This window comes from Bradyrhizobium sp. UFLA06-24, assembly GCF_054967145.1.
In genome coordinates, this window is sequence record NZ_JADFUE010000019.1 from 40,935 (window position 1) to 67,533 (window position 26,599).

At 64.4% G+C, this 26,599-nt stretch carries 23 protein-coding genes; 11 read left to right on the top strand and 12 right to left on the bottom strand.

The window, feature by feature from the left end:
• Positions 1 to 33 precede the first annotated feature (33 nt).
• Complete coding sequence (locus tag IF809_RS17290) at positions 34 to 708, top strand: Crp/Fnr family transcriptional regulator (RefSeq protein WP_128963480.1); 675 nt, start codon at positions 34 to 36, stop codon at positions 706 to 708.
• 53 nt (positions 709 to 761) lie between these two features.
• Here the strand turns inward: IF809_RS17290 and IF809_RS17295 are convergent, their stop codons facing one another.
• From IF809_RS17295 to IF809_RS17310, 4 genes are all read right to left on the bottom strand, one after another.
• A complete protein-coding gene (locus IF809_RS17295; protein ID WP_462838070.1) occupies positions 762 to 3,905 on the bottom strand; it encodes an efflux RND transporter permease subunit in 3,144 nt (1,047 codons plus the stop codon).
• The gene (locus IF809_RS17300) at positions 3,905 to 4,834 is read right to left on the bottom strand and encodes an efflux RND transporter periplasmic adaptor subunit (RefSeq protein WP_128963482.1); all 930 of its coding nucleotides are present in this window, start codon (positions 4,832 to 4,834) and stop codon (positions 3,905 to 3,907) included. Before IF809_RS17300 ends, IF809_RS17295 begins: the two co-directional genes overlap by 1 nt.
• 143 nt (positions 4,835 to 4,977) lie before the next feature.
• Positions 4,978 to 5,640: an OmpA family protein gene (locus IF809_RS17305; RefSeq protein WP_453981423.1), complete on the bottom strand. Its 663-nt coding sequence runs from the start codon at positions 5,638 to 5,640 to the stop codon at positions 4,978 to 4,980.
• 141 nt (positions 5,641 to 5,781) lie between these two features.
• Positions 5,782 to 7,308, bottom strand: coding sequence for a caspase family protein (locus tag IF809_RS17310; RefSeq protein WP_128963484.1), 1,527 nt, complete (start codon positions 7,306 to 7,308; stop codon positions 5,782 to 5,784).
• Positions 7,309 to 7,670: 362 nt separating this feature from the next.
• Here IF809_RS17310 and IF809_RS17315 point away from each other — a divergent pair, with 362 nt between their 5' ends.
• The gene (locus tag IF809_RS17315; protein ID WP_164938389.1) at positions 7,671 to 8,477 is read left to right on the top strand and encodes an N-acyl homoserine lactonase family protein; all 807 of its coding nucleotides are present in this window, start codon (positions 7,671 to 7,673) and stop codon (positions 8,475 to 8,477) included.
• Between the two features lie 63 nt (positions 8,478 to 8,540).
• Here the strand turns inward: IF809_RS17315 and IF809_RS17320 are convergent, their stop codons facing one another.
• Positions 8,541 to 9,023 (bottom strand): hypothetical protein, encoded by a 483-nt coding sequence (locus IF809_RS17320; RefSeq protein WP_128963486.1) that lies wholly within the window; start codon positions 9,021 to 9,023, stop codon positions 8,541 to 8,543.
• 71 nt (positions 9,024 to 9,094) lie between these two features.
• Between IF809_RS17320 and IF809_RS17325 the strand changes: the two genes are divergently transcribed.
• On the top strand, positions 9,095 to 9,754 hold the full coding sequence (locus IF809_RS17325; RefSeq protein ID WP_128963487.1) for a Crp/Fnr family transcriptional regulator: 660 nt from the start codon (positions 9,095 to 9,097) through the stop codon (positions 9,752 to 9,754).
• A gap of 55 nt (positions 9,755 to 9,809) precedes the next feature.
• Here IF809_RS17325 and IF809_RS17330 read toward each other — a convergent pair whose 3' ends face one another.
• The gene (locus tag IF809_RS17330) at positions 9,810 to 10,349 is read right to left on the bottom strand and encodes a MarR family winged helix-turn-helix transcriptional regulator (RefSeq protein ID WP_128963488.1); all 540 of its coding nucleotides are present in this window, start codon (positions 10,347 to 10,349) and stop codon (positions 9,810 to 9,812) included.
• A 110-nt stretch (positions 10,350 to 10,459) separates the two neighbouring features.
• On the opposite strand from IF809_RS17330, the gene IF809_RS17335 reads away from it, so the two are divergent.
• The 5 genes from IF809_RS17335 (at position 10,460) to fahA (ending at position 16,124) form a co-directional block, all read left to right on the top strand.
• Positions 10,460 to 12,088 (top strand): FAD-dependent oxidoreductase, encoded by a 1,629-nt coding sequence (locus IF809_RS17335; protein WP_462838071.1) that lies wholly within the window; start codon positions 10,460 to 10,462, stop codon positions 12,086 to 12,088.
• Between the two features lie 8 nt (positions 12,089 to 12,096).
• Entirely contained in the window at positions 12,097 to 12,348 is a 252-nt protein-coding gene (locus IF809_RS17340; protein ID WP_462838072.1) for a DUF2783 domain-containing protein, read from the top strand.
• 19 nt (positions 12,349 to 12,367) lie between these two features.
• Positions 12,368 to 13,324 carry an MBL fold metallo-hydrolase gene (locus IF809_RS17345; RefSeq protein ID WP_128963491.1) on the top strand — a complete coding sequence of 319 codons (957 nt, stop codon included), beginning with the start codon at positions 12,368 to 12,370 and terminating at the stop codon, positions 13,322 to 13,324.
• 2 nt (positions 13,325 to 13,326) lie between these two features.
• Complete coding sequence (gene hmgA / locus IF809_RS17350) at positions 13,327 to 14,673, top strand: homogentisate 1,2-dioxygenase (protein ID WP_462838073.1); 1,347 nt, start codon at positions 13,327 to 13,329, stop codon at positions 14,671 to 14,673.
• 176 nt (positions 14,674 to 14,849) lie between these two features.
• Entirely contained in the window at positions 14,850 to 16,124 is a 1,275-nt protein-coding gene (fahA, locus tag IF809_RS17355; RefSeq protein ID WP_462838074.1) for a fumarylacetoacetase, read from the top strand.
• A 1-nt stretch (position 16,125) separates the two neighbouring features.
• Here the strand turns inward: fahA and IF809_RS17360 are convergent, their stop codons facing one another.
• Together IF809_RS17360 and IF809_RS17365 are read right to left on the bottom strand one after the other, a co-directional pair.
• Entirely contained in the window at positions 16,126 to 16,437 is a 312-nt protein-coding gene (locus IF809_RS17360) for a DUF1272 domain-containing protein (protein ID WP_462838075.1), read from the bottom strand.
• Between the two features lie 74 nt (positions 16,438 to 16,511).
• A complete protein-coding gene (locus IF809_RS17365) occupies positions 16,512 to 16,991 on the bottom strand; it encodes an Lrp/AsnC family transcriptional regulator (protein ID WP_462838076.1) in 480 nt (159 codons plus the stop codon).
• Positions 16,992 to 17,113: 122 nt separating this feature from the next.
• On the opposite strand from IF809_RS17365, the gene hppD reads away from it, so the two are divergent.
• A complete protein-coding gene (hppD, locus tag IF809_RS17370; RefSeq protein ID WP_462838077.1) occupies positions 17,114 to 18,232 on the top strand; it encodes a 4-hydroxyphenylpyruvate dioxygenase in 1,119 nt (372 codons plus the stop codon).
• 120 nt (positions 18,233 to 18,352) lie between these two features.
• Here the strand turns inward: hppD and IF809_RS17375 are convergent, their stop codons facing one another.
• From IF809_RS17375 to IF809_RS17390, 4 genes are all read right to left on the bottom strand, one after another.
• Entirely contained in the window at positions 18,353 to 19,465 is a 1,113-nt protein-coding gene (locus IF809_RS17375) for a CaiB/BaiF CoA transferase family protein (protein ID WP_128963496.1), read from the bottom strand.
• Between the two features lie 221 nt (positions 19,466 to 19,686).
• Entirely contained in the window at positions 19,687 to 20,487 is an 801-nt protein-coding gene (locus IF809_RS17380; RefSeq protein WP_128963497.1) for an FAD binding domain-containing protein, read from the bottom strand.
• A gap of 15 nt (positions 20,488 to 20,502) precedes the next feature.
• A complete protein-coding gene (locus tag IF809_RS17385; protein WP_462838078.1) occupies positions 20,503 to 22,845 on the bottom strand; it encodes a xanthine dehydrogenase family protein molybdopterin-binding subunit in 2,343 nt (780 codons plus the stop codon).
• 82 nt (positions 22,846 to 22,927) lie between these two features.
• Positions 22,928 to 23,413, bottom strand: a complete 486-nt coding sequence (locus IF809_RS17390) for a (2Fe-2S)-binding protein (protein WP_128963499.1) — start codon at positions 23,411 to 23,413, stop codon at positions 22,928 to 22,930.
• 680 nt (positions 23,414 to 24,093) lie between these two features.
• Between IF809_RS17390 and IF809_RS17395 the strand changes: the two genes are divergently transcribed.
• Both IF809_RS17395 and IF809_RS17400 read left to right on the top strand, forming a co-directional pair.
• Complete coding sequence (locus IF809_RS17395) at positions 24,094 to 24,543, top strand: SRPBCC family protein (protein WP_128963500.1); 450 nt, start codon at positions 24,094 to 24,096, stop codon at positions 24,541 to 24,543.
• A 313-nt stretch (positions 24,544 to 24,856) separates the two neighbouring features.
• Complete coding sequence (locus IF809_RS17400; protein ID WP_244659388.1) at positions 24,857 to 26,569, top strand: PQQ-dependent methanol/ethanol family dehydrogenase; 1,713 nt, start codon at positions 24,857 to 24,859, stop codon at positions 26,567 to 26,569.
• Positions 26,570 to 26,599: the final 30 nt, after the last annotated feature.

Consider the following 26,599-nt stretch of genomic DNA (forward strand, 5'->3'; position numbering starts at 1 on the left):
GAACCTGGCCAAGGAATTCACAAGGACGTTGAAATGAGCAAGCAGGCCGAATTTGCGGTCATTCTGAAAATGAATGCCATGTTCGCCGATCTTGGGGCGGATGAACTCCAGCGGCTGTCCAGCCTCTGCCACACCCAGCATCTGGCGAATGGCGAGGTGCTGTTCCAGAAGGGCGACCCGGGCGATGCGCTGTTCGGCGTGCGCCGCGGCCAGGTGCGCATCGAGACCGGCGCCTCCGACGGCAGCCGGCTGACGCTGAACTTCATGGGGCCGGGCGATCTGTTCGGCGAGGTCGCCGTGCTGGACGGCCAGAGCCGCACGGCGGATGCGACTGCCGGCGAAGCCAGCGAATTGTTCGTGCTGCGGCGCGAAGACTTCCTCGCCTTCCTCGAGCGCGAGCCCAAGGTCGCGATCAAGATCATCGCGCTGCTCTGCCAGCGCATCCGCTGGCAGAGCGAGCGCATGGAGGAATCCATGTTGCAGCCGCTGCCGGTGCGCCTGGCGCGCCGGCTCTGCGCGCTCGCCGCCGATTTCGGCTCCGAGGTGCACATCTCGCAGGAGCAGCTCGGCGTCTTCGTCGGCGCCGCCCGCGAGAGCGTCAATCGCCAGCTTCAGGCCTGGCGCAAGGACGCGATCCTGGACCTCCAGCGCGGCCGCATCCTGCTGCGGAACATGACGAAGCTGACCGCGATCGCGCGGAACGAGTAAGGGCAGCCATCGCGGCGAGATGTTCGTTTCGCCGCGAAACGCGCCGGCGTAACTTACTCCGCCGCAGGGCGCGCGACATTCGTGGGCGCGTGTGCCGCGTCTGTCGCCTCGTGATGACCACCCGTCTCGGCGTCCGCGCTGTGCACGATCAGGCGCTTGCCGAAGCGCCAGATCAGGGCGCCGAAATCGTCCATCACCATGAACATCGCGGGCACGAACACCAGCGACAGGATGGTCGAGAAGATCAAGCCGCCGATCACCGCGAGCGCCATCGGCGAACGGAACTCGCCGCCGGCGCCGACCGCGAGCGCGCTCGGCATCATGCCGGCGGCCATCGCGATCGTGGTCATCACGATGGGGCGGGCGCGTTTCATGCCGGCGTCGATCATCGCTTCGTCGCGCGGCTTGCCGGAATTGATGGATTCGATCGCGAATTCCACCAGCATGATCGCGTTCTTGGTGACGATGCCCATCAGCATCAGAATGCCGATCCACACCGGCGTGGTGAGCTGCTTGCCGGTGATGAGCAGCGCGGCGATCGCGCCGCCGATCGAGAGCGGCAGCGAGAACAGGATGGTGATCGGTTGCAGGAAGGTGCCGAACAGCAGCACCAGCACCGCATAGACCATCATCAGGCCGGCCGTGATCGCGGTGGCGAAGCCGTCGGACAGCTCGTTGAGGCTTTCGGCATCGCCGGAAGGTGAGACCTTCACGCCCTTCGGCAGGCTCTTCATGACGGGGAGATCGTAGATCTTCTTGGTGGCGTCGCCGAGCGCCGCGGAGCCGACGAGGTCGGCGGCGACGGTGGCCTGCCGCTCGCGGTCATAACGGTTGATGCTGGTCGGGCCCTGGTCGAGCTTGACGTCGGCGATGACCGAGAGCGGCACGCCGCCCTTCTCGCCGTGCTCGCCGAGCGGCACCCGCAGCTGCTCCAGCGTCTTCAGATTGCCGCGCGCGGCGTCTTCGAACTGCACCCGGATCGGCACCAGGCGATCGCCGACGTCGAACTTGGCGAGTGCGGGACCGACGTCGCCGATGGTGGCGACGCGGATGGTCTGCGACAGGCTTTCGGTCGAGACGCCGAGCCGTGCGGCGAGATCGGCGCGCGGCTCGATGCGCAGCTCGGGACGTTCCAGCGAGGTTTCCGAGATCACGTTGGAGATGGTCGGAATCCGCTTCATCTGCGTCGCGAGCTCGCTGGCGACGTTGTTGACGATGTTGGCGTCGACACCCGTTACCACCAGCGAGATCGCGCGCAGGCCGTTCTCGTCGAGGAACCAGAAGCGGATATCGGGAACGTTCTCCAGCTCCTGGCTGATCGAGAATTCGAGCTCGCGCTGAGTGATCTTGCGGTCGTTCTTGGGCGTGTAATTGATGATCAGGGAGGCGCGGCGGACTTCCTGCGTCCCGGGAGGGACGCGGCCGCCATCGACGAAGATGCTCTTCACCTCGGGCCGCTTGCGCAGGCGCGCGACGATGTCCTCGGTGACCTTCTCGGTATAGGCGAGCTGCGTGCCCGGCGGCAGTTCGAGCGCGAGCAGCGAGCGGGCGCTGTCCTGCGCCGGCAGGAAGCCCTGCGGCAGCAGCGTGATGCTCCAGATCGAGGCCGCGAAGATGCCGAAGCCGATCAGCACGGTGATGAAATAATGCTTCACCGACCACGAGACGAGGCCGTGATAGGTGCGCAGGATGCGGCCCGGCGGCGGCTCTTCGTGGGAATGATGCTTGAGGAAATAGGCCGCCAGCATCGGCGTCACGAACCGCGCCGCGAGCAGCGAGAAGAACACCTGCACCGAGACCGTAATGCCGAACTGCTTGAAGAACTGTCCGGCGATGCCCGACATGAAGCTTGCCGGCGCGAAGATCGCGATGATGGTCAGCGAGATCGCGATCACGGCGAGGCCGATCTCGTCGGCGGCCTCTAACGCGGCACGGTAGGGCGATTTGCCCATGTTCATGTGCCGCACGATGTTCTCGATCTCGACGATGGCGTCGTCGACCAAAATGCCTGTCGACAGCGTGATGGCGAGGAAGCTGACGAGGTTGAGCGAGAAGCCGAGGATGTCCATCGCCCAGAACGCCGGGAAGATCGACAGCGGCAGCGAGACCGCGGCGATGATGGTGGCGCGAAGGTCGCGCAGGAACAGCAGCACGATGACGACGGCGAGGATGGCGCCTTCGAACAGGGTCGAGATCGCCGCTTCGTAATTGCCGTTGGTGTAGTCGACGGAGGTGTCGATCAGCTTGAGGTCGACATCGGGATAGGCGGCCTTGAGCGCGTCGATGCGCTTCTGCACGGCTTCGGCGACCTTGACGTCGCTCGCGCCCTTGGAGCGCTTGATGCCGAGCGCGACCACCGGCTCGCCGTTGAAGCGGGCGAAGGTGCGGCGGTCGGCGATGGTGTCGGTGACGGTACCGAGGTCGTCGAGCCGGACCTCGCCGCCGCCGAACAGCGGGACCATGGTGCCGGCGAGATCGCTCAGCGTCTTGGCGCCGGCGAGCGTGCGGATCGCCTGGTCGTTCTTGCCGATCTCGGCGCGGCCGCCGGCGACGTCGACATTGGTACCGCGCAGGCTCTGGCTGACATTGACCGCGGTCAGTCCCATCGCCTGCAGGCGATCAGGATCGAGCGAGACCAGGATCTCGCGCTCGACACCGCCGATGCGCTCCACCTGGGCGACGCCGCGCACGCCCTGCAGCGCGCGCTTGACCACGTCGTCGACGAAATAGGAGAGCTGCTCCGGCGTCTTGCCGGGCGAGATCGCGGCGTAGGTGACGATCGGCAGGCCGATCACGTCGACGCGCTGGATCAAGGGCTCGGTGACGTTCTGCGGCAGGTTCGAGCGCACGCGCGTCACCGCGTCCTTGACGTCGTTGAGCGCGCGGTCGGTGTTGGTCTCGAGCGCGAACTGGATGGTGGTGACCGAGACACCGTCGGTGATCGAGGAGGTGATGTGCCTGATACCCTCGACGCCGGAGACGGCGTCTTCAACCGTCTTGGTGACCTGGGATTCGAGCTCCGCGGGCGCGGCGCCGAACTGCGCCACCGCGACCGAGATCACGGGAATGTCGGCCGACGGCAGCCGCGTGATCGCGAGCTTGCTGAAGGAGGTCCAGCCGAGAATCAGGAGGATGATCGAAAACACCACCGACGGCAGCGGATTGCGGATCGACCATGCCGAGATATTGAGAGCCATCAGCGTACCCGCGTGCGATCGAGTTCATCGGCGAACATGGTCTTGATCTGGTCGCCGTCATGGAGCGAGGAGCCGGCGTCGGCCACGACGATCTCGCCGACGTTGACCCCTTCGAGGATTTCCGTTTGGCTGTCGGATGTCAGCCCGACGCGCACCCGCCGCGTCTCGACGATGTTGCCCTTGACCACCTGCACGGTGAGATGGTCGATCGCGGTCTTGGGGACCGCGACGCCGCAGCTTCGCTTGGCGTCGATCGAGGCGCGGGCGAACACGCCGACCTTCAGCGACGGATTGTTGGTGAGGCTGATGCGGACGCGGCCGAGCTGCGTGGCGCGGTCGATCTGGGGCGCGACCAGCCTGACGCGGCCGATCAGATCGGCGGCGTCGTCCCGGCTGATCCGCACCGTCGCGCCGGGGCTGAGCTTGGGCATATGCACGGCCGGGACCTGAGCATCCAGCTCGATCTCGTTGTTGACGGCAATGCGGAACATCGGTCCGGCCTGCGGCGAGGCCGGTGCGCCGACGATGGTGCGGACTTCCGTGATCAGGCCCGGCGCAGGCGCCTTCAGCGAGATCGGCCCCTGCGGGCCCGGCCGTTGCGGCTGGCCGGGGATCTGCGGCGGCGCCGTCAGCCGCGCCAGCTCCTGGTTCTCGGTGACGACAGTGCCTTCGGTGACGAAGAGGTCGGTGACCCTCGATCCCTCCTGATCGGCCATGACCACGGCCTCGCGCCGCGGCACGAAGAAGCCGGTCGCTCGCACCAGGTCGGAGAAGCAGGCATTGGTCGACTTCGTCACGATGACGAGCGCTTCGCCCGGCGTCTCCTTCGGCTCGGGGTGATGCCGATGCTCGAACCAGTAATAGCCGACGCCGAGCGCAACGATGAACGCCACGGTTCCCGCAGGCTTGAGATATTCGGAGATGTTCATCGCCGGATCATCCTGGCCTGGCGCGTGGTTGGCGGGGGCGTTTGCCTGAAACGAAGCGGCGTCCCGCAGGGTTGCGGGACGCGCGCTGGGCTTGAGACTTTACACCACATCGGAACGTGTCACTGCAAAGGATTACGCGGTGGTCACTTCGATGCGGTGGTCTTGTTTTCCATGTTCACGACCTGCACGCGGCGGTTCACCTCGGCCATCGGCTGGCTCGGATCCTTCAGCTTGCTCTTGCCGTAGCCGACCGTGACGAGGTCGCTCGCGGCGATGCCGTACTTCTCGACCAGATAGCGCTTGATCGAATCCGCGCGGCGTTCCGACAGGTCCTGATTGTAGCTTTCGCCGCCGGCGGCATCGGTGTGGCCGGCGACCACGAAGGTGGAGCCCTTCAGGTCGGGGCTGGTCAGCGCACGGCCGAGCGCCTGCACCGAGGGCATCGACTTGGCGCTGATATTGGCCGAGTTGTAGTCGAAGGTGATTTCGAGATCGATATTCGGCTTGTCCTTGGCGGCGGAGGCGATCTCCTCGCGCTCTGTCGAGGACAGCGATCGCGTGGTGCGGCCGCGGACGGACTGCATCAGCTTGGTTTCCGCCGGATTCGGCGCCGGGTCGGCCTGCGGTGCCATCGAGAGGCCGCGGGTCAGGGGCTTTTTCGGCGGCGCCAGGGCGCGGACGATCTCGTCCTCGGTGACGTTCTTGCTGTTGTTGTCGTCGCCGGCGAACGCCGGTGTCAGCGACAGCGCCGCACCGAGGGTGACGATGGACAAGATCGCGGTCAGTCCCTTTGCAGCCAATCTCATTGTCTGTCCCTCCTGCGCGAAGTCCGCGCGGTTCCAAAATTCCTGCAAATGGCGACGAAGGCCGCCTGCGGCATCCGTTCCGTTAGTCTTGGCCGGACCGCTGGGGGTTCGAGGCGGCGCCCGCCTCAAACCAAAAAAATATCAACGCACTCCGTAGCTTGCGAATTCCTGGACGATATTCGGGTCCATCGCCTTGGCATTGGCGATGTCCAGCGCCCCCTCCTGGACCGAGCCATTGCGCTGCTTGGCGAGGCCGCGCCCATAGAGCGAGGAGGTCAGGCGCGGGTTGATCCTCAGCGCCGCGTCGAAATCGGCAATGGCGTTCTTCACCGCCCCGGATTTGAGGTTCACCAGCCCCCGGCTATCCAGCGCGTCGACGAAGTTCGGCCGCAGCCGCAGGGCCTCGTTGCAATCCTTCAAAGCGCCCTGGAGATCGCCCACCACGGTCCGGGTCCAGCAGCGGTTGTTCAGCGCCTCGACGTCCTTCGAATTGATCCGCAGCGTGTCGTCGAAATCCTTGATGGCGAGGCTGTAGGCCCCCTTGCTGGCATAGACCTGTCCACGCCGGTACAGCGCATTCTGGTCATCGGGATTGGCGGCGATCTTGGCCGTCAGGCTCTTGATGGTGGGATCCTCCGCCAGCGCGGACGCGCTCGGCCCGCCATCCGCGTTCGGAGCCGGCTCGGCGGGTTTGACCGGCGGGGGCGGCGGAGCCGGAGGCAGCGCGGCCTCGACCTGCGGTTTCGGTGCGGGAGGTGGTGATGGAGGTGCGGGCGGCGCCGGCGGATTGTTCGAAGCCACCGGTGCCGGTGGTGGGGCCGGCGGAGCCGGAGGCGGGTTGTTGGCGACCGGAGGAGGCGCCGGTGCGGGAGGCGCCGGTGGCGGCGTCGTCGCCGTCGGGCGCGAGCCCGCGGCTCCCGGAATGAACGAGAAGTCTTCGGCGAGCGAGGACGAGATCCACGGCACCTGCTCGCCGCGCGAGGCGCGGGTAACGCCCATCTTGGTGCGGTTCAGGGTTTCCTCCGCCATCAGGTCGGGGACGCGGATTTCCTTGAGCAGTTCCTGCACGAACAGGCTGTGGTCGCCGCCGGCATCCGACACCACCGATGCCAGCGCCGCCGAATACATCACCAGCGTGCCGTTCGGCGCGATGACCGGGGTGAGCCCCGCCGAGAAGCTGCGGAACCGCCGTTCGAACGGGTTGCGCCTGGAGGCGTCAATCAGCGCGATCTTGACGCCGGCGCCGCGCGTGTTGAGCTCGCCCAGCACCGCTTCGATGCTGAATCCGTCGCGGCGGACGTCGGACTCGGTCCAGATCTGCGCATCGACCGGGATCATGTAGCTCTGCCGCGCCGACTGGATGCCGAACCCGCTGTAGAACAGCAGCGCCACCGAGCCCGGCTTGATCTTGCCGTAGAGCTTGTCGAATGCGCGGCGCATGCCGTCGCCGGTCAGGTTCTCGCCGACCTCCACCGAGAAGCCGTCGCGCTTGAGCTCGTCGGCGACGTCGCGGGCGTCGTTGATCGGCTCCTTCAGCGGGCTGTCGGCATCGGGATATTTGGCATTGCCGATCACCAGCGCGAAGCGGTCGCCGGCCGCAAGCGACGGCGCGGTCGGGATGAACGAAACAAGCAGCAAAGGCAGAAGACAAAGGAAGCGAATTTTCATAATCAGCGCGGTCCAGCCAAAAAGGCGCCGTTCCAGCTTGCGCCGCGGCGACCTTAACTTACGCAAAGTGCATTATCAAACCGGCGAACGGGGGCGTCAACCGCTTGGAGATTCTGCATTATCGCGCCAATTGACCGCGAGGTGCAGGCCGGCTGCGAGGGGAATAATTCGGTGGTCACGCTTCTCCTCGACGCACGCTTGCTCACGGTTCCGGGCATCATGTTAGGCCGGCGCTCGCGACGATAATGTGATTGGTCTCACATTGTGACCTCGTGTCCGCCCCGGATGTTTGACCTTTGTGGCGGGCGATGGCTTGGTGCGCGCAGGCCCAACCAGAAAAGCAAGAGCCGGGATCAGAGCCAATGGGAAACGTCTACGAGATCTACGCCCTGCGCTATGCGACGATGTCGCCGCGCACCCCCAGCATGAACTTCCTGGCGCCCGACCCGCATGACAATGCGGCGCAGGACCTCGATTATTTCGTCTGGCTGATCCGGGGGCAGGGACGCGATATCCTGGTCGATACCGGATTCAACGCCGAGGAAGCGAGCCTGCGGGCGCGCAAGTTGACGCTCAATCCGGTCGATGCGCTCGAGCGCTTCGGCGTTGCCGCCTCCAGCATCCGCGACATCATCGTGACGCATCTGCATTACGATCACGCCGGCAATCTCGACCGCTTCCCGAACGCGCGCTTCCATCTGCAGGAGCGCGAGATGGCCTATGCCACCGGCCGCTGCATGTGCAATGGCCTGCTGCGACATCCGTTCACGGTCGAGCACGTCACGCAGATGGTGCGCCATGTCTATGGCGAGCGCGTCAGCTTCCATTCCGGCGATGGCGAGGTCGCGCCCGGCGTCACCGTGCATCGCGTCGGCGGCCATTCCGACGGCCTCCAGGTGGTGAAGGTCGAGACCGCGCGCGGCGCGGTCGTGCTGGCGTCCGACGCCGCGCATTACTACGCCAATCTGCAGCGACGCAGCCCGTTTCCGATCGTCTACAATGTCGGCGACATGGCCGTCGGCTGGGAGACGATCGAGCGCCTCGCCGGCCATCCCGACCGCTACATTCCCGGCCACGATCCCATCGTGACGGAGATCTACCCGCGCGCCAGCGACAAGGTGGACGCCTGGGCACTGCATCTGCCGCCGTCGCGGTCGTTTGCGAAATGACGGCGAGTCCAGCGACGCTCGCGCTCCGCGCGTCCTTGACTCAGGCTGAGAGGTCTCTGCGCGCTACTTGAGTCGGTAAGCCGCGTGGCAACCCACGCAAGCAGCCATCACCTCGCCGAGAGCCCCGATAGCCGGCTTCAGGTCACCGGTGACGCCGACGTTCTGCGCCTCGATGGCGAAACGGCTCGCGGCCTTGTGCATCATTGTGCCGGTGTCCTGCATGCCTTGCGGCATGTACTTGGCGACCTCCGCCGCGCCGTGCAATCGGAGCGAACTCATGCCCAGCCGCTCCTCGGCGATTCTTCCCGCCTTCTCCGGCTCGCCGGCGGCCAATGCCTCGTTGATCTGCTGAAGCGCCGAGAGGTGATCCCGCATGTTCGCGATGGTGTGTTCGACCAGTTCAGGCGGAAACTGAACAAACTCGCGCGTGTCGGTTGCGGCGGTGCCGTGGTCCATGTGGCCCTGATGCATGTGATGCTGAGCGGCTGCGTAGCCGGCCGAAAGAACCAGTCCACCCGATACGAGAATGGTGAAGAGGACGCGCATTGATCGCCTTTCCCAATTGAGATCCGAAAAGCATAGCGGCGCCAAGATGATCCGCATATGATTGCGGTCATATGGCCCTGACCGAAAAAATCCCAAAGAGGCTCGACCGGGCCCTCGCTTCAGGCTTGGACTGGAAATCTCTGACGCGCGCCGCGCCACTGCTGGCGTCCCTGCCGGAGCCGGCACGGCGGCTCACGCGCTTGCTGGAAATTTCGCGTCATACCTCAATATTCAGTCAGGGCGACCGTCCCCACGCCATGTACTTCGTGCTCTCGGGAGAGGTGCGGCTTATCCGCCGTTCGAGGTCTGGAGGAGAGATCATCCTGCAGCGGGCACGTCACGGCTTCCTCGCCGAGGCCAGCCTCGATCAACCCGCCTATCATTGCGATGCAGTCGCCGCGCAGCCATCGTCGCTGTTGGCGATCCCCCGAAAAGCATTCAGCAAAGCGCTTGTGGTCCCCGAATTTCGCAATGGGTGGATCGCCCATCTGGCGCGGGAGCTTCGTAAAGTGCGTGCCAATGCGGAAAGGCTCAGCCTGAGAACGGCGCGGGAGCGAGTCCTCCATTTCATCGAGACTGAAGGCGACAGCGGCGTCGTCAATCTGAGCCAATCCAAGAAGGATTGGGCGGCTGAGCTCGGGCTTACGCACGAGGCGCTCTACCGGGCGCTGGCGCAAATGGCGAAGGGCGGAGAACTGATCGTGGAGCGCTCGCGATTGACTTTGCGATGAGCCCGCAACTGCTCGCCCTCATGAAGCCGACGTCTGTCTCCTGCGAGCACGCACCCTAATACGCCTGCTTCGCGTCCGCCTCTTCGCTGGTCTGAATCAGATCGAGGCTCTGCTCGATCTTGCCGAGCAGTGCCGAGAGCTGCCTGCGTTCCTGCGCCGAGAGGCAGGCGAGGATCTCATCTTCCCGCCGCAGCAGTTGCGGGAAGAGCTCTTCGTAGAGCGCGCGGCCCTTCGTCGTCAGTTGCAGGCGGAACTCGCGGCGGTCGGCTTCGTTCTCGACGCGCTCGATCAGTTTCTCATGCAGCAGCGCGGTCACCGCGCGGCTGATGGTGGATTTATGCGTGCGGGTGCATTGCGCGATGAACTGCGCGCTGCAGGCATCGTTGCGGAATCCGAGCGTCGCAATCACCCGCCAGGCCGGAATGTCGAGGCCGTGACGCTCCTGATATTCGACCGCGAGCGCGGAACTCACCTCCGCTGCGAGCCGGTTGAGGCGGAACGGCACGAATCTGAACAGATCGAGCCGCGCCTTTGCCTTCGGCGTTGGCGGATCTGCCTCGCGTGCCTTCAGCGCAGTGTCTGTCGTCCTCGCCAAGGAGAGTGCTCCGAAATATAGTTGACGGCCGTCCGGCTCCGGTCCAAAATAGTTGCACGTGAGACTATCTAGCAGATCAGTCCCTTCCTGACCAGAGCCGAGGTTAGTGTATGGCTCCCGCCAATACGCATCGGGCCAAAATCCAGTTCGGCTATCGCCGTCACGGCGACCAGGATCGCCCCGGCCAAAGTCCGGCCGAGCATCCGGTGGTAATCGTTGGCGCCGGTCCGGTCGGGCTGTCGCTGGCGATCGATCTCGCCCAGCGCGGCCAGCGCGTCGTCCTCTTAGATGATGCCGACCGCATCGGCGAAGGCTCGCGCGCGATCTGCTTCTCCAAGCGTTCGCTGGAATATTGGGACCGGCTCGGCGTCGCCGACCGCATGGTTGCCAAGGGCGTGGTGTGGAGCGTCGGCCGCATCTTTCATGGCGAACAGCAGCTCTATCAGTTCAACCTGCTCCCGGAGGATGGGCACAAGCGGCCGGCGTTCATCAATCTGCAGCAATATTACGCCGAGGCCTATCTGGTCGATCGCATCCAGGATTTGCCTGCGGTCGACCTGCGCTGGCGGAACAAGGTGACGGCGCTGGAGCAACGCAACGATTCGGCCCTCCTGACGATCGAAACGCCCGAGGGCGCCTATCGCCTGCAGACGCAATATGTCGTCGCCTGCGACGGCGCGCGCTCCTCGCTGCGGCAGATGGTCGGCGCCGACTTCGCGGGGCAGGTGTTCGAGGATCAGTTCCTGATCGCCGACGTCAAGATGACCGCGGAATTCCCGACCGAGCGCTGGTTCTGGTTCGATCCGCCATTCCATGCGGGACGCTCGGCGCTGCTGCACCGGCAGCCTGACGATGTCTGGCGCATCGACCTTCAGCTCAACCGCTATGCCGACCCGCTTCTCGAGAAGAAGCCCGAGAATGTGCGGCCGCGGATTGCGCGCATGCTCGGCCACGACAAGTTCGAGTTCGAGTGGATCTCGCTCTACAAATTCCAATGCCGCCGGATGGATCGCTTCATCCACGGCCGCGTGGTCTTTGCCGGCGACTCCGCGCACCAGGTCTCGCCGTTCGGCGCGCGCGGGGCCAATTCCGGGCTCGAAGACGCTGAAAATCTGTCCTGGAAGCTCGATCGGGTGCTGCGTGGCACCTCGCCCGCAAGCCTGCTCGAAAGCTACCATGTCGAGCGCAGCATGGCGGCCGACGAGAATATCCGCGAATCCACCCGCTCGACCGATTTCATGGCGCCGAACTCGCACCAGGAGGCGCGGCTACGCAAGGCGGTGCTGTCGCTCGCCAACGAGACCGAGTTCGGCAAGCGCATGGTCAATGGCGGGCGGCTTTCGGTGCCGTGCAGCTATGATTCGCCGCTGTCGTCTTCAGACGCGGATGCGTGGCGCGGCGGGCCATCTCCTGGCTGTTCCATGCCGGACGCGCCCGTTGCCACACGCGCGGGCGAGCTGGCCTATCTGACGGATGCGTTCCGCAACGGTGGAACGGACTTTACCCTGCTGTCGTTCAGCAATGGCGCGGCGATTGATGTGCCCGAAGGCGTCAAGGATATCAGCATCGGCGGCGAGCGCGGGCTCGCCGATCCGCAAGGCCTCGTCGCCAAGCGCTACGATGCTGAGCCGGGCTCTGCCTATCTGCTCAGGCCCGATGGCTATGTCGCAGCACGCTTCCGCCACCCGACCGCGGCCGCGATTGCGGCCGCCCTTGCGCGTGCGGAAGGCTTGAACTGAGGTCCCGGATGTCGTTGTCCACCAGCTCCAATTTCGCGCGCCCCGATGACGCCTTTCGTGCCATCGTCGAGGCGCATCGCGGCCTCACTGACGAGCAGAGCGCGGATTTCGACGCGGCGCTGGTCCTGATTCTCGCCAACCATATCGGCGACATCGACGTGTTGCGTCAGGCGATCGCCCTGGCGAAGCGGCGCATGATCGACGGCCAGCAGCAACAACAGCAACAACAGCAACAACAGCAACAACAGCAACAACAGTAACCGTGCAAGGAAAGAACTGATGGCGAAGAACTTCGCATCCACCGGCGATCTCGCCGAGAAGAAGATCACCTTTTCCGAGATCGGCACCGATCTCTACGCCTTCACCGCGGAGGGTGATCCGAACACGGCCGTGATCGTCGGTGACGACGGCTGCCTGGTGTTCGATGCGCAGGCGACGCCGGCAATGGCGAACAAGGTGATCGAGCGCGTCCGCAAAGTCACCGACAAGCCGATCAAATATGTCGTGCTGTCGCACTATCACGCGGTGCGCGTGCTCGGGGCCTCCGCCTACAAAGCGCAAGGCATCGTCGCCTCGCAGGAAACCTATCGTCTGATCGAGGAGCGCGGAAAGCAGGATTGGGATTCCGAGTATGGCCGTTTTCCGCGCCTGTTCCAGGACGCGCAGAGCATCCCCGGCCTGACCTGGCCGACGCTGACCTTCGAAGGCGAGATGTCGATCTATCTCGGCAAGCGCGAGGTGCGGCTGCTGCAGCTCGGTGCCGGCCACACCTCCGGCGACATCGTCGCCTGGGTGCCGGATTCCGAGGTGATGTTCTCCGGCGACCTGATCGAATATCACTCGGCCTGCTATTGCGGCGATGCGCATTTGCGCGAATGGCCGATGACGCTGAACGAGATCCGCAATTTCAATCCCAAGGCAATTGCGCCGGGCCGCGGCGATGCGCTGAAGGGCACCGCCACCGTGCGCGAAGCCATCGCGATGACGCGCGATTTCGTCGCCTCGCTCTATGGCGCCGCCGAAATCTCGGTCGCAAAGGGACGCACGCTCAAGGAGTCCATGGCGGCGACGCGCGAGGTGATGGATCCGAAGTTCTCCAGCTTCGCGATCTACGAGCACTGCCTGCCGTTCAATGTGTCGCGCGCCTATGACGAGGCGTCGGGGATCGACGACCCCGTGATCTGGACCGACAAGCGCGACCAGGAAATGTGGGCGGCCCTGCAAGGAGGAGGATAGTCATGAACATCAATACCTCGCCTGACCAGATCATCCGCAGCTCGGCGCAGGTGACGCCGGGCTACATGTCGGGCTTCGGCAACAGTTTTGAGACCGAGGCGCTGCCGGGCGCGTTGCCTATCGGCCGCAACTCGCCGCAGCGCTGCGCCTACGGGCTCTATGCCGAGCAGCTCTCGGGCTCGCCCTTCACAGCGCCGCGCGGCGCCAATGAGCGCTCCTGGCTCTACCGCATCCGTCCCTCGGTGAAGCATTCCGGCCGCTTCGAGAAGGTCGATGCCGGCCTGTGGCGCTCGGCGCCGTGCCACGAGTACGATCTGCCGATCGCGCAGCTGCGCTGGGACCCGACGCCGCTGCCGAAGGAGGAGGTCACCTTCGTTCAGGGCGTGCAGACCATGACGACGGCGGGTGACGTGAATACGCAGGCCGGCATGGCCGCGCATGTCTATCTCATCACCAAATCGATGGTGAACCAGCATTTCTACAATGCCGACGGCGAGCTGATGTTCGTGCTTCAGCAGGGCAACTTACGCTTCGTCACCGAGTTCGGCCGCATCGATGCCGAGCCCGGCGAGATCGTGGTGATCCCGCGCGGCGTCAAGTTCCGCGTCGAGATTCTGAACGGGCCGGCGCGCGGCTATCTCTGCGAAAACTATGGCGGTGCCTTCACGCTGCCGGAGCGCGGGCCGATCGGCGCCAACTGTCTCGCCAACGCGCGCGACTTCCTCACGCCGGTCGCGAATTACGAGGACAAGGACACGCCGACCGAGCTGTTCGTGAAGTGGGGCGGGGCGCTGTTCAAGACGAACCTGCCGCATTCGCCGATCGACGTGGTCGCCTGGCACGGCAATTACGCGCCCTACAAATACGATCTGCGCACCTTCTCGCCGGTCGGCGCGATCGGCTTCGACCATCCCGATCCCTCGATCTTCACTGTGCTGACCTCGCCGTCGGAGACGGCGGGCACCGCGAATATCGACTTCGTCATCTTCCCCGAGCGCTGGATGGTGGCCGACAACACCTTCCGCCCGCCCTGGTATCACATGAACATCATGAGCGAGTTCATGGGGCTGATCTACGGCGTCTACGACGCCAAGCCGCAAGGCTTCGTCCCCGGCGGCATGAGCCTGCACAATTGCATGCTGCCGCACGGCCCCGACCGCGACGCCTTCGAGCACGCCTCCAATGGCGAATTGAAGCCGGTGAAGCTCACCGGCACCATGGCCTTCATGTTCGAGACCCGCTATCCGCAGCGGGTCACCGCCCACGCCGCGAAGTCGTCGACGCTGCAGGACGATTATGCCGATTGCTGGAAGGGCCTCGAGAAGAAGTTCGATCCGAGCAAGCCGTAGTCTTCTTCCCCTCTCCCCCTGTGGGAGAGGGTGGCTCGTCGCGCAGCGGCGAGACGGGTGAGGGGTCTCTCTCCGCGAGCGCATCTCTCACATCTGAACACGCGGACAGAACCCCTCATCCGGCGCTTCGCGCCACCTTCTCCCACAAGGGGAAGGAAGAAAGAACCGAGTCAAACGTGACAACCCATCCCAACGACCCCAGCCTCCAGTCCTTCATCCAGGTCGATCCCGCCTCCGACTTCCCGATCCAGAACCTGCCCTATGGCGTGTTCTCGACCCCAGGCAATCCGACGCCGCGGGTCGGCATCGCGATCGGCGATTACGTGCTCGATCTCTGGGAGCTGGAGCAGGACTCGCGGCTCGACGTCGGACCCCTCGGCGTGTTCTCCGGGCCCTCGCTCAATGCCTTCATGGCGCTCGGGCCAACGGTCTGGAGCAGGACCCGCGCGCGCATCAGCGAACTGTTGCGGCACGATCATCCCGAGCTGCGCGATAACGAGGAGCTGCGCAGGCAGGCGCTGGTGCCGATGCGCGATGCAAAGCTGCATCTGCCCATCGCGGTTTCCGGCTACACCGATTTCTATTCCTCCAAAGAGCACGCCACCAATGTCGGCGTCATGTTTCGCGGCAAGGACAATGCGCTGCAGCCGAACTGGCTGCACATGCCGATCGCCTATAACGGCCGCGCCTCCACCGTCGTGGTGTCGGGTACCAAGGTGAAGCGCCCGCGCGGGCAGTTGAAGCCGCCGAATGTGGAGGTGCCGAGCTTTGCGCCCTGCAAGCGGCTCGATTTCGAGCTGGAGATGGGCGTCGTGATCGGCCAGCCCTCGCCGATGGGCGGAATGCTCAGCGAGCAACAGGCCGAAGAGATGATCTTCGGCTTCGTGCTGCTCAACGACTGGAGCGCGCGCGACATCCAGCAATGGGAATATGTGCCGCTCGGCCCGTTCCTGGCCAAGGCGTTCGCGACGTCGATCAGCCCATGGGTGGTGACGCGCGAGGCGCTGGAGCCGTTCCGCGTGAAGGGGCCCGAGCAGGAGCCGGTGCCGCTCGATTATCTCAAGCAGACCAGGCCCCAGAACTACGATATCGCGCTCGACGTCGCCTTGCGCGCGGCCGGCGCCAATGCGCCTGCCGGCATCAGCCGCACCAATTTCAAATACATGTACTGGTCCTCGGTGCAGCAGCTGATGCACCACGCCTCCTCCGGCTGCGCCATGAATGTCGGCGATCTCTTAGGAAGCGGCACCATCTCCGGTCCGGAGAAGAACCAGCGCGGCAGCCTGCTCGAGATCAGCTGGAACGGCACCGAACCGGTCGAACTGCCCGGCGGCGTCAAGCGCTCGTTCCTGGAGGACGGCGACAGCCTCGTGATGCGCGGCTGGTGCCAGGGCAACGGCTATCGCGTCGGATTCGGCGAGGTCGAGGGGACGATTTTGCCGGCGGAGTAGCCTACCGCTTCTCCGGCGGCACGTCCTGGACCCGCGCGCAATGCGCCGCGACGTCGTCCAGGCTGTACTTCAAATGCACCCGCTTGTCCGATGGCGCCTGCTTCGCCGTGCACACACCCGGCCGCCACTCCTGCGTCGGGCGGATCGGGCGCGGGGCGAAGCCGCCGCCGCAGTTCGGGCAGACGTTGAAGAGCTTCGTCTCGACGCACTCCGCGCAGAACGTGCATTCATAGGAGCAGATCCGCGCATCGATTGCATCAGGCGGCAGGTCGCGGTCGCAATATTCGCAGTTGGGTCGAAGCTGGAGCGCCATGGCCTAAGTCTCCCGGATTGGCCGCGATGATTGCAGATCGCGCCCGCGACTCGAATGGCGTAGTTCCCTCGATTTCAGCCAGCCTTCAGATCCTTCAGCGGCAGCTTCGCGCTTTCCTTGAGCCGGTCGAGCACGATCGAGGAGCGCACATGCGCCACGCTCTGGTGCGGCATCAACACGTCATTGACGAGATTGGACAGGCCCTTGAGATCGCGCAGCACGGCCTTTAGCACGTAATCGGCATCGCCGGTGAGCGAATAGGCCTCCTGGATTTCGTCGATCCGGTTGACCAGCGCGCGGAAGCGCTTGGAATTATCAGGCGAGTGGGTCGCAAGCCCCACCTGGATGAAGGCGATCACGCCGAAGCCGAGCGCCTCGCTGGAGAGATCGGCATGATAGCCCGCGATCACCTTCTCCTCCTCCAGCCGCATCCGTCGCCGCGAGCATTGCGAGGCCGACAGGCCGGCGAGGTCGGCCAGCTCCTGGTTGGTGAGGCGGCCGTCGTCCTGCAGCGCGCTGAGGATCTTGAGGTCGAAAGCGTCCACCGGAATCATGCGTCTTTTGTCCAAATCGTGCACGGATCGTGCATAAAATAGCGAAATCGAGTCTCATTTGCACGCTCTTTGCGGGCCTCATGAAGGATAATTCAGCCAGCAGCAATTTGGGAGAACCGCCAATGGGTCCGTTTCCGCACGATGCACCGCCGGCCACTGTGAGCGTCGAGAATCCGATGGGCACCGACGGATTCGAGTTCGTCGAATATGCGCACCCGAACCCGCAAGAGCTGCACGCGCTCTTCAAGCTGATGGGCTTTACGCCGGTCGCGCGCCACAAGACCAAACGAATCACGGTCTATCGCCAGGGCGACATCAACTATCTCGTCAACGAGGAGCCCGGCACTCACGGCACCGAGTTCGTCGCCGCGCACGGTCCGTGCGCGCCGTCGATGGCGTTCCGCGTGGTCGATGCGAAGGCGGCCTATGAGCGCGCGATCGCGCTCGGCGCCGAGCCGGCGGATGTGCCATCCGCACAAAAGACGCTCGACATGCCCGCGATCAAGGGCATCGGCGGCAGCCTGCTCTATCTGGTCGACCGCTACGGCGCCAAGGGTTCGGCCTATGATGCCGAGTTCGAGTGGCTGGGGACGCGCGATCCCAAGCCGGTCGGCGCCGGCCTGTTCTATCTCGACCACCTCACCCACAACGTCCATCGCGGCCGCATGGATGTCTGGGCCGGCTTCTACGAGAAGCTGTTCAACTTCCGCCAGATCCGCTTCTTCGACATCGAGGGCCGCGCCTCCGGCCTGTTCTCGCGCGCGCTGACCAGCCCCGACGGCAAGATCCGGATTCCGATCAACGAGGACGCCGGGGATTCCGGCCAGATCGAGGAATATCTCAAGACTTATCGCGGCGAGGGCATCCAGCACATCGCCTGCGGCTGCCGCGACATCTACCGTACCATCGAGGGCCTGCGCGAAGCCGGCCTGCCCTTCATGCCGTCGCCGCCCGACACCTATTTCGAGAAGGTCGACGCGCGCCTGCCCGGGCACGGCGAGGACCTCGCGCGCTTGCAGAAGAACGGCATCCTGATCGACGGCGAAGGTGTCGTCGACGGCGGCCAGACCAAGGTGCTGCTGCAGATCTTCTCGGCCAACGCGATCGGCCCGATCTTCTTCGAGTTCATCCAGCGCAAGGGCGACGACGGTTTCGGTGAGGGCAATTTCAAGGCCCTGTTCGAGTCGATCGAGGAAGACCAGATCCGCCGCGGGGTGCTGAAGGTGGAGAATGCGGCGTAGCCGTCAGTCACGCTGCGGTAGGGCGGGCAAAGCGCAGCGTGCCCACGTCCTGGCCAATTGATGGAAGACGTGGGCACGGCGCTGTGCGCCTTTGCCCACCCTACGGCTGTATGCACTTGGCTACTTCGCAGCCTTCCACGCCTTCATCACCGCCGCAATCTCCGCCGTCTCCGGCTCGCGCGCCATCGACGGCGTGCGCGAGAACCTTGGTGCCGGCGCGGGTTGCTTCACGCCGTGGCGCTCGATGAAGACGTTGCGCGCGACCATATGCGGATGCTCGGTCGCTTCCGACATGGTCAGAACAGGCGCGAAGCAGATGTCGGTGCCTTCCATGATCTTGCACCAGTCCTCGCGCGTCTTGCTCTTGAACACGGCCTTCAGCTTCTCCTTCAGCGCCGGCCAGGCCTTCGGGTCCATCTGCGCGTCGAAATCCGCATCCGTCAGACCGGCATGCTGGCGCAACAGCGCATAGAACTGCGGCTCGATCGAACCGATCGACACGAAATGCCCGCAGGCGCATTCGTAGACCCCATAGAAATGCGCGCCGCCGTCGAGAAAATTCCGGTTGCGGCCCTCGGTCCAGCGTCCCAGCGTCTTCATGTCGAAGAAGAAAGACATCAACGACGCTGCGCCGTCGCACATGGCGGCGTCGACCACCTGGCCTTTGCCGGACTTTGATGCTTCCAGCAGTGCTGCGAGCACGCCCACGACGAGATAGAGCGCCCCGCCGCCGAAATCGCCGACCAGATTGAGCGGCGGCACCGGCGCTTCAGCAGGGCCGATCGCGGCCAGCGCGCCGGTGATTGAGATGTAGTTGATGTCGTGGCCGGCGGCATTGGCCAGTGGGCCTTCCTGGCCCCAGCCGGTCATGCGGCCGTAGACGAGCTTTGGATTGCGCGCGAGCACGACGTCAGGCCCGAGCCCGAGCCGCTCCATCACCCCGGGACGAAAACCCTCAACCAGCGCATCGGCATTGGCGAGGAGGTCGAGCGCTTGCGCGATCGCCGCCTTGTCCTTCAGGTCGAGCTCGATCACCTTGCGGCCGCGGCCCGCGACCGACTTCATGCTCTTCTTCGCGCCGACGCGGTCGAGCGTGACGACGTCGGCGCCCATGTCGGCCAGCATCATGCAGGCGAACGGGCCGGGTCCGATGCCGGCGAACTCGACGATTCGGAAGCCCGCGAGCGGGCCGGAGGTTCGGACGGACGATGTGGGGGCTGATTTGTCGAGCACGTTGTTGTTTCCTCGGGTCGCGGGCAAATGCCGGGGATCCGGCCAACGCCTCTGACATTGCTCTTGTGGGCTCTTTGGGGGGCGAGTTAATTGGCTGATTAACTCTTCTCGCCTTCCCGCCGAGGAGGCAAGCGGTTTTCATGCCGCATCGGCAAAATAAAACGGCGCGCACCGAAGTGCGCGCCGCGGAAAATTTGTGTCGAGGCGCTGGCGCGCTGTGATCAGCTCGCAGCCGCCACTGCGCGCTGCGCCATCACCTTGACGAGGTTGGCACGGTACTCGGCCGTGCCATGGATGTCGGCGAGCATTCCGCTGGCGGGAATGCTGACGCTGTCGAGCGCCGACGGCGACCAGTTCGCCTTCAGCGCCGCTTCGATGGCGCCGACCCGCATCACCCCGCTCTGCGACGCGCCGGTCGCGGCCACGCGGATCTCGCCCGACTTCGTCTGGGCGACGAAGACGGCGGTCAGCGCAAAGCGCGAGGCCGGATGCCGCATCTTGGCGTAGCCCGCCTTCGCGGGCACGGGGAACGACACGGCCGTGATGATCTCGCCGTCTTCAAGCGCCGTGGTGAACAGGCCCTTGAAGAAATCCTCCGCCGCAATCGACCGCTTGTTGGTCTTCACGGTGGCGCCGAGCGCGAGCAGCGCGGCCGGATAGTCTGCGGCGGGATCGTTGTTGGCGATCGAGCCGCCGATCGTGCCGCGATAGCGCACGGCAGGATCGCCGATCAGCGAGGCCAGATAGGCGAGCGCGGGGATCGCCTTCTTTGCGGCCTCGCTGGTGGCGACGTCGTAATGCGGCGTCGCCGCCTTGACGGTCAGCGTATCGCCTGACGCTTCGACGCCGATCAGCTCCTTGATCTTGCCGAGGTCGATCACATCGGAAGGACTGGCGAGTCGCTGCTTCATCACCGGCAGCAGCGTCTGGCCACCGGAGAGGAATTTCGCCTCGCTGCTCTTGCCGAACAGGCTGGCGGCTTCGTCGACCGAGGAAGCGCGATGATAGGTGGTCTGGTACATCTTCGGTCCTCCCTCTTAAGCCGCGTGGATCGTGCGCCACACCCGGTCGGGGGTTGCGGGCATTTCCAGATTGTTCTTGCCGATCGCATCCGTGATCGCGTTGATCACGGCCGCGGAGGCGCCGATCGCGCCGGCCTCACCGCAACCCTTGATGCCCAGCGGATTGCCCGGGCACAGCGTCGTGGTGTGGGAGAGGTTGAAGGAGGGCACGTCGTCGGCGCGCGGCATGGCGTAGTCCATGAACGAGGCCGTGACCGGCTGGCCGTTGGCATCGTAGACCGCATGCTCGAGCAGTGCCTGGCCGATGCCTTGAACAAGGCCGCCATGGACCTGGCCCTCGACGATCATCGGGTTGATCAGCCGGCCGAAATCGTCGGCCGCGACGAAGTTGACGAAGGAGGTCTTGCCCGTTCCGGGGTCGACCTCGAGTTCGCAAATATAGGCGCCGGCCGGGAAGGTGAAGTTGGTCGGGTCGTAGAAGGCGCTTTCCTTCAGGCCCGGCTCCATCCCATCAGGCAGATTGTGTGCGGTGTAGGCCGCGAGCGCGACCATCGGTAGCGCAATCGCCTTGTCGGTGCCCGTCACCTTGAACTCGCCGTTCTCGATGACGATGTCGGCTTCCGAGGCCTCGAGCGCATGCGCGGCGATCTTCTTGGCCTTGGATTCCATCTTCTCCATCGCCTTCAGGATCGCGGTGAGACCGACGGCCGCCGAGCGCGAGCCGTAGGTGCCCATGCCGAACTGAACCTTGTCGGTGTCGCCATGGACGATCGAGACCTGGCTGATCGGAATCCCGAGGCGATCCGCAACCAGCTGGCAGAACGTCGTCTCGTGACCCTGGCCGTGGCTGTGCGAGCCGGTGAGGATCTCGATGGTGCCGACCGGGTTGACGCGCACCTCGGCCGATTCCCACAGGCCGACGCCGGCGCCCAGGCTCCCGACCGCCTTGGACGGCGCGATGCCGCAGGCTTCGATGTAGCAGGATACGCCGATGCCGCGCAGCTTGCCGTCGGCTTTCGCCTTGGCCTTGCGGGCGGGGAAGCCGGCATAGTCGATCGCCTTCATCGCGGCATCGAGCGAGGCATTAAAGTCGCCGGTGTCATAAGCCATGATCACAGGCGTCTGGTGCGGGAACTGGGTGATGAAGTTGGTCCGGCGCAGCTGGGCCGGATCGACCTTGAGCTGCCGCGCCGCCGTCTCCATCAGACGTTCGATCAGGTAGCTCGCCTCCGGGCGACCTGCGCCGCGATAGGCGTCAACCGGCGTGGTGTTGGTGTAGACGCCGATCACCTCGGCATGGATCGCCGGGATGTTGTACTGGCCCGACAGCAGCGTCGAGTAGAGATAGGTCGGCACCGAGGACGAGAACAGCGACATGTAGGCGCCGAAATTGGCGTAGGTCTTCACCTTCAGGCCGGTGATCTTGTTGTTGGCGTCGAACGCCATCTCGGCGTGGGTGACGTGGTCGCGGCCATGCGCGTCGGTGAGGAAGGCCTCGGTGCGGTCGCCGGTCCACTTCACGGGACGGCCGACCTTCTTCGAGGCCCACAGCGCCACCATCTCTTCGGGATAGATGAAGATCTTCGAGCCGAAGCCGCCGCCGACGTCGGGGGCGATCACGCGCAGCTTGTGCTCGGGGGCGATATTGTAGAACGCCGACAGCACGAGGCGGGCGACGTGCGGGTTCTGCGAGGTGGTGTAGAGCGTGAAGTGCTCCTCCGCCGCATCGTAATCGGCGATCGCCGCGCGCGGCTCCATCGCGTTCGGGGCCAGGCGGTTGTTGGTGACGTCGAGCTTGACGACATTGGCAGCCTTGGCGAAGGCGGCATCGGTCGCGCCCTCGTCGCCGATCACCCAGTCATAGACCTGGTTGCCGGGGGCTTCGGGGTGAAGCTGCGGTGCGCCGGATTTGATCGCGGCGTGAACGTCGGCGACGGCCGGAAGCTCTTCATAGTCCACGACGACGGCTTCGGCCGCGTCGCGCGCCAGATTCTTGCTGTCGGCGATCACGACCGCGACGGCCTGACCGACGAAGCGCACCGTCTCCGGCGCCATGGCCGGCCATGCGCCCATCTTCATCGGGCTGCCGTCCTTGGAGGTGATGGCCCAGCCGCAGATGAGATTGCCGACCTTGTCGTCGACCAGCTGCTGGCCGGTGAGAACCGCGACGACGCCCGGCATTTTCAGCGCAGCGGAGGAATCGATCTTCTTCACCTTGGCGTGCGCGTGCGGGCTGCGGACGAAGTGAGCGTGGCTCATGCCCACCAATTTGATGTCGTCGACGTACCGGCCCTTGCCGGTAATGAAACGCTTGTCTTCCTTGCGCACGACTCGCGCGCCGATGCCTTCAACACCCATGTCTGGTCCTCCCCAGGAGTTTCCTTGACCGCGCTTTCCCTCGAAAGCGGCAGCGGTGATTGTTCTTTCGAGGCGAGCCGCTTTACTCGGCCGCCTGCGAGACCTTCATGCGTCCGGCTGCATCCAGCACGGCCTTGACGATGTTGTGATAGCCGGTGCAGCGGCAGATATTGCCTTCGAGCTCGTGACGGACGGTCGCCTCGTCGAGCTGGCCACCATGGCGCTGCACGATGTCGATCGCCGACATGATCATGCCTGGGGTGCAATAGCCGCACTGCAGGCCGTGATTGTCGCGGAAGGCGGCCTGCATCGGATGCAGCTCGTCTCCCTTGGCGATGCCTTCGATGGTGGTGACGTTGGCGCCGTCAGCCTGGCCTGCCAGCATGGTGCAGGATTTCACCGCCCTGCCGTCCACATGCACGACGCAGGCGCCGCACTGGCTGGTGTCGCAGCCGACATGCGTTCCGGTGAGGTTGAGGTGATCGCGCAAGACGTGGACCAGCAGCGTGCGGTCCTCGACATCGACGGCAACGGCCTTGCCGTTCACCGTCAGTTTGACTGTAGACACAGTGTACTCCTCCCGAATGTTTGTCGTTATTCCAATTAGAGACAGCGCGAACGAAACTTTGCAACTGGGATTTTGGTGACCGTGCGTCATCGAAAGGTCATCGTGGCGGCAGCCGCCGATGCGCGATTCGGTCACACCGGTCCGTGCCGTCGCCGACGTGTGGCGCGACCTCGTGGTGAGCTTTTGAAAGAGGTGCCCGCTGCGTCTTTGACGGCGTGTGCCTGTAGGCCCATCGCGCGAAGCGCTCTTTGGTCGTGCCTCACGCCTCGCGCCGTCGCACGTCGATTTCTCCCTTCGATGCCTTGTTCGTTGCGCCGAATAGGAGCACGCGCCCATGCCGTTGTAATCGCGATCTTGGTAGTAGGCGGCTGCGGATTAAGTCATTGATTTTATTTGCGGCAATGCAACAACATGCCGCCGAGCCGAGGACGCGGAAGGACCGTCGGCGTCGCAGCACTCGGATGTCATTCCGGGGCCCGAGCGGAGCGAGGGAGCCCGGAATCCATCAAGCCGCAGAGTCCACGGCTAAATGGATTCCGGGCTCGCGACGTCGTCGCGCCCCGGAACAACGTTGATCGACTGAGCCGCGGCAAGAGCCGCCCTAGTACTTACTGGCGATTGATCGCAGCCGGGCGCCACCTTAGTCGGAGCTGACAAGCAACAGCAAAAGGGTGGAAACGATGCAGATGAACGACAGCCAGCGCATCCCGGCATCGAAAGCCAAGGTGTGGGCTGCGCTCAACGATCCCGATATCCTCAAGCAGTGCATTCCCGGCTGCCAATCGCTCGAGATGTCGTCGCCGACGGAGATGACTGCGACCGTGGTGCTGAAGGTCGGGCCAGTGAAGGCGACGTTCGGCGGCAAGGTGACGCTGACCGATATCGAAGCACCCACCAGCTATCGCATCATCGGCGAAGGTGCCGGCGGCGTTGCGGGCTTCGCCAAGGGCGGCGCGACGATCAGGCTGGAAGAAGAATCTCCTGACGTCACCATCCTGCACTACGAGGCGGATGCGCAGATCGGCGGCAAGCTCGCGCAGCTCGGTTCGCGGCTGATCGATTCGACGTCGCGAAAGCTGGCCGCGAATTTCTTTGAAAGTTTTGCGGCACTGGTAGCGCCATCATCGTGATTGCTGACGAGCACGCTTGCCACACGATCATCCCGGATGAGTTCGCTCGTCCGGGACGACGATCGAGAGTGGGACGATGCCATCAGCACTCGGTTGGTGCATTTCGCTCTGCAATTCAAGGCAAAGACGCGAGCCGCGGCAACGAGATGAGCGCAAAAATTGCCACTGATTCTCACTACTACCTTCCGCCTATACTAAGCGCGCGGCGGCAATGTTGTAATTCCGAACGATGGTTCGCAGACAAACTGCGTATCACGAGCGCATCGCGCTCGGGCGCTCAACGCGGCGCATGCAACAACATCGGAGGAAATACATGACCTTTTCGAAGGGCTTCCTGGCTGGCATTTCGATGATTGCCATGCTGGCCGCCGCAACATCCATCGCTCGCGCCAACGACTCCGTGATCAAGGCGCAATCCGATCAGAAGCAGTGGGCCGTCCCCGGTCACGACTACGGCAACACGCGCTTCAGCCCGCTCAAGCAGATCAACACCGAGAATGCCGGCAAGCTGACGCTCGCTTATTCGTTCTCGCTGGCCTCGCTGCGTTCGAACGAATCATCACCGATCGTGATCGGCGACACGCTCTACGTCTCGACCTCCTGGGGTCCGAAATACGTCTATGCGCTGGATGCCGCCACGGGTAAGCGCAAATGGACCTTTGAACCGGAAATTCCCGACGACGTGCTGCAATACGCCTGTTGCGACGTCAACAACCGCGGCGTCTCCTATGCCGACGGCAAGATTTTCGTCGGCCGGCTCGACGGCAAACTGACGGCGCTCGATGCCGCGACCGGCAAGGCGCTGTGGACGTCCAAGGTCGTCGATTACAAGCAGGGCTCGGTCATCACCTCGCCGCCGCTCGTCGTGCGCGACAAGGTCATCACCGGCTTCGGCGGCGGCGAGTACGGCGCGCGTGGTTCGCTGCAGGCCTTCGACATCAACACCGGCAAGCAGCTGTGGCAGACCTACACCGTTCCCAGTCCGGACGAGCCCGGCGGCGACAGCTGGAAGGGTGACTCCGCCCAGCATGGCGGCGGCGCGGCCTGGCTGGTCGGCTCCTACGATCCGAAGACCGACACGGTCTATTGGGGCACCAGCAATCCCGGTCCGTGGAACACAGGCGTTCGTTCGACCGGCGACGGCAATTTCGGCAAACTGACCAACCTCTACACCGCCTCGACGCTGGCGCTCGATCCCAACACCGGCAAGATCAAGTGGCACATCCAGACCACGCCGGCCGATGCCTGGGACTATGACGGCGTCAACGAAGCCGTGCTCGCCGACCTCAAGATCGGCGGCAGCACGGTTCCGGCGCTGATGAAGGCGGATCGCAACGGCTACTTCTTCGTCGCCAATCGCGAGACGGGCAAGGTGCTCTCGGCCGAGAAGTACGTCTTCTCGAACTGGGCCAAGAAGTGGGACGTCAACACCATGCGTGCGGAAGAGGATCCGGACAAGCGTCCGGGCCCGAACCATCCGGCAAAGGACATCTGCCCGAACCTGATCGGCGGCAAGAACTGGCAGCCGATGTCGTTCAACCCGCAGACCGGCCTCGTCTACATCCCGTCCAACAATGTCTGCATGGACTGGGCCGTCTCGGACGTCGCCTACAAGCGCGGCGTGTTCTATCTCGGCGCCGAATTCCCGACCAAGGAAGGCCCCGGCGGCTTCCTCGGCGAACTCATGGCGTGGGATCCGGTCGCTCAGAAGAAGGTGTGGTCGATCAAGGAAGACCTGCCGTTCAACGGCGGCACACTGACCACCGGCGGCGGCCTGGTGTTCGCCGGCAACCTTCACGGCGACTTCCGCGCCATCGATGCGAAGAACGGCAAGGTGCTCTGGAGCAAGAATCTCGGCTCCGGAATCGGTGCGGGGCCGGTGACCTATGAGGTTGGCGGCAAGCAGTATGTCGCCATCGTCGTTGGTCGTACCGCCGCGATACCTGCGTTCCTGGGCGATATTGGAAAGAAGATGACGGCCGCAGCCCCCGAGGGCGGTTCTCTCTTCGTGTTCTCCGTCCAGTGACGACTGGCGCGCGTATCCCGAGGTGACAGG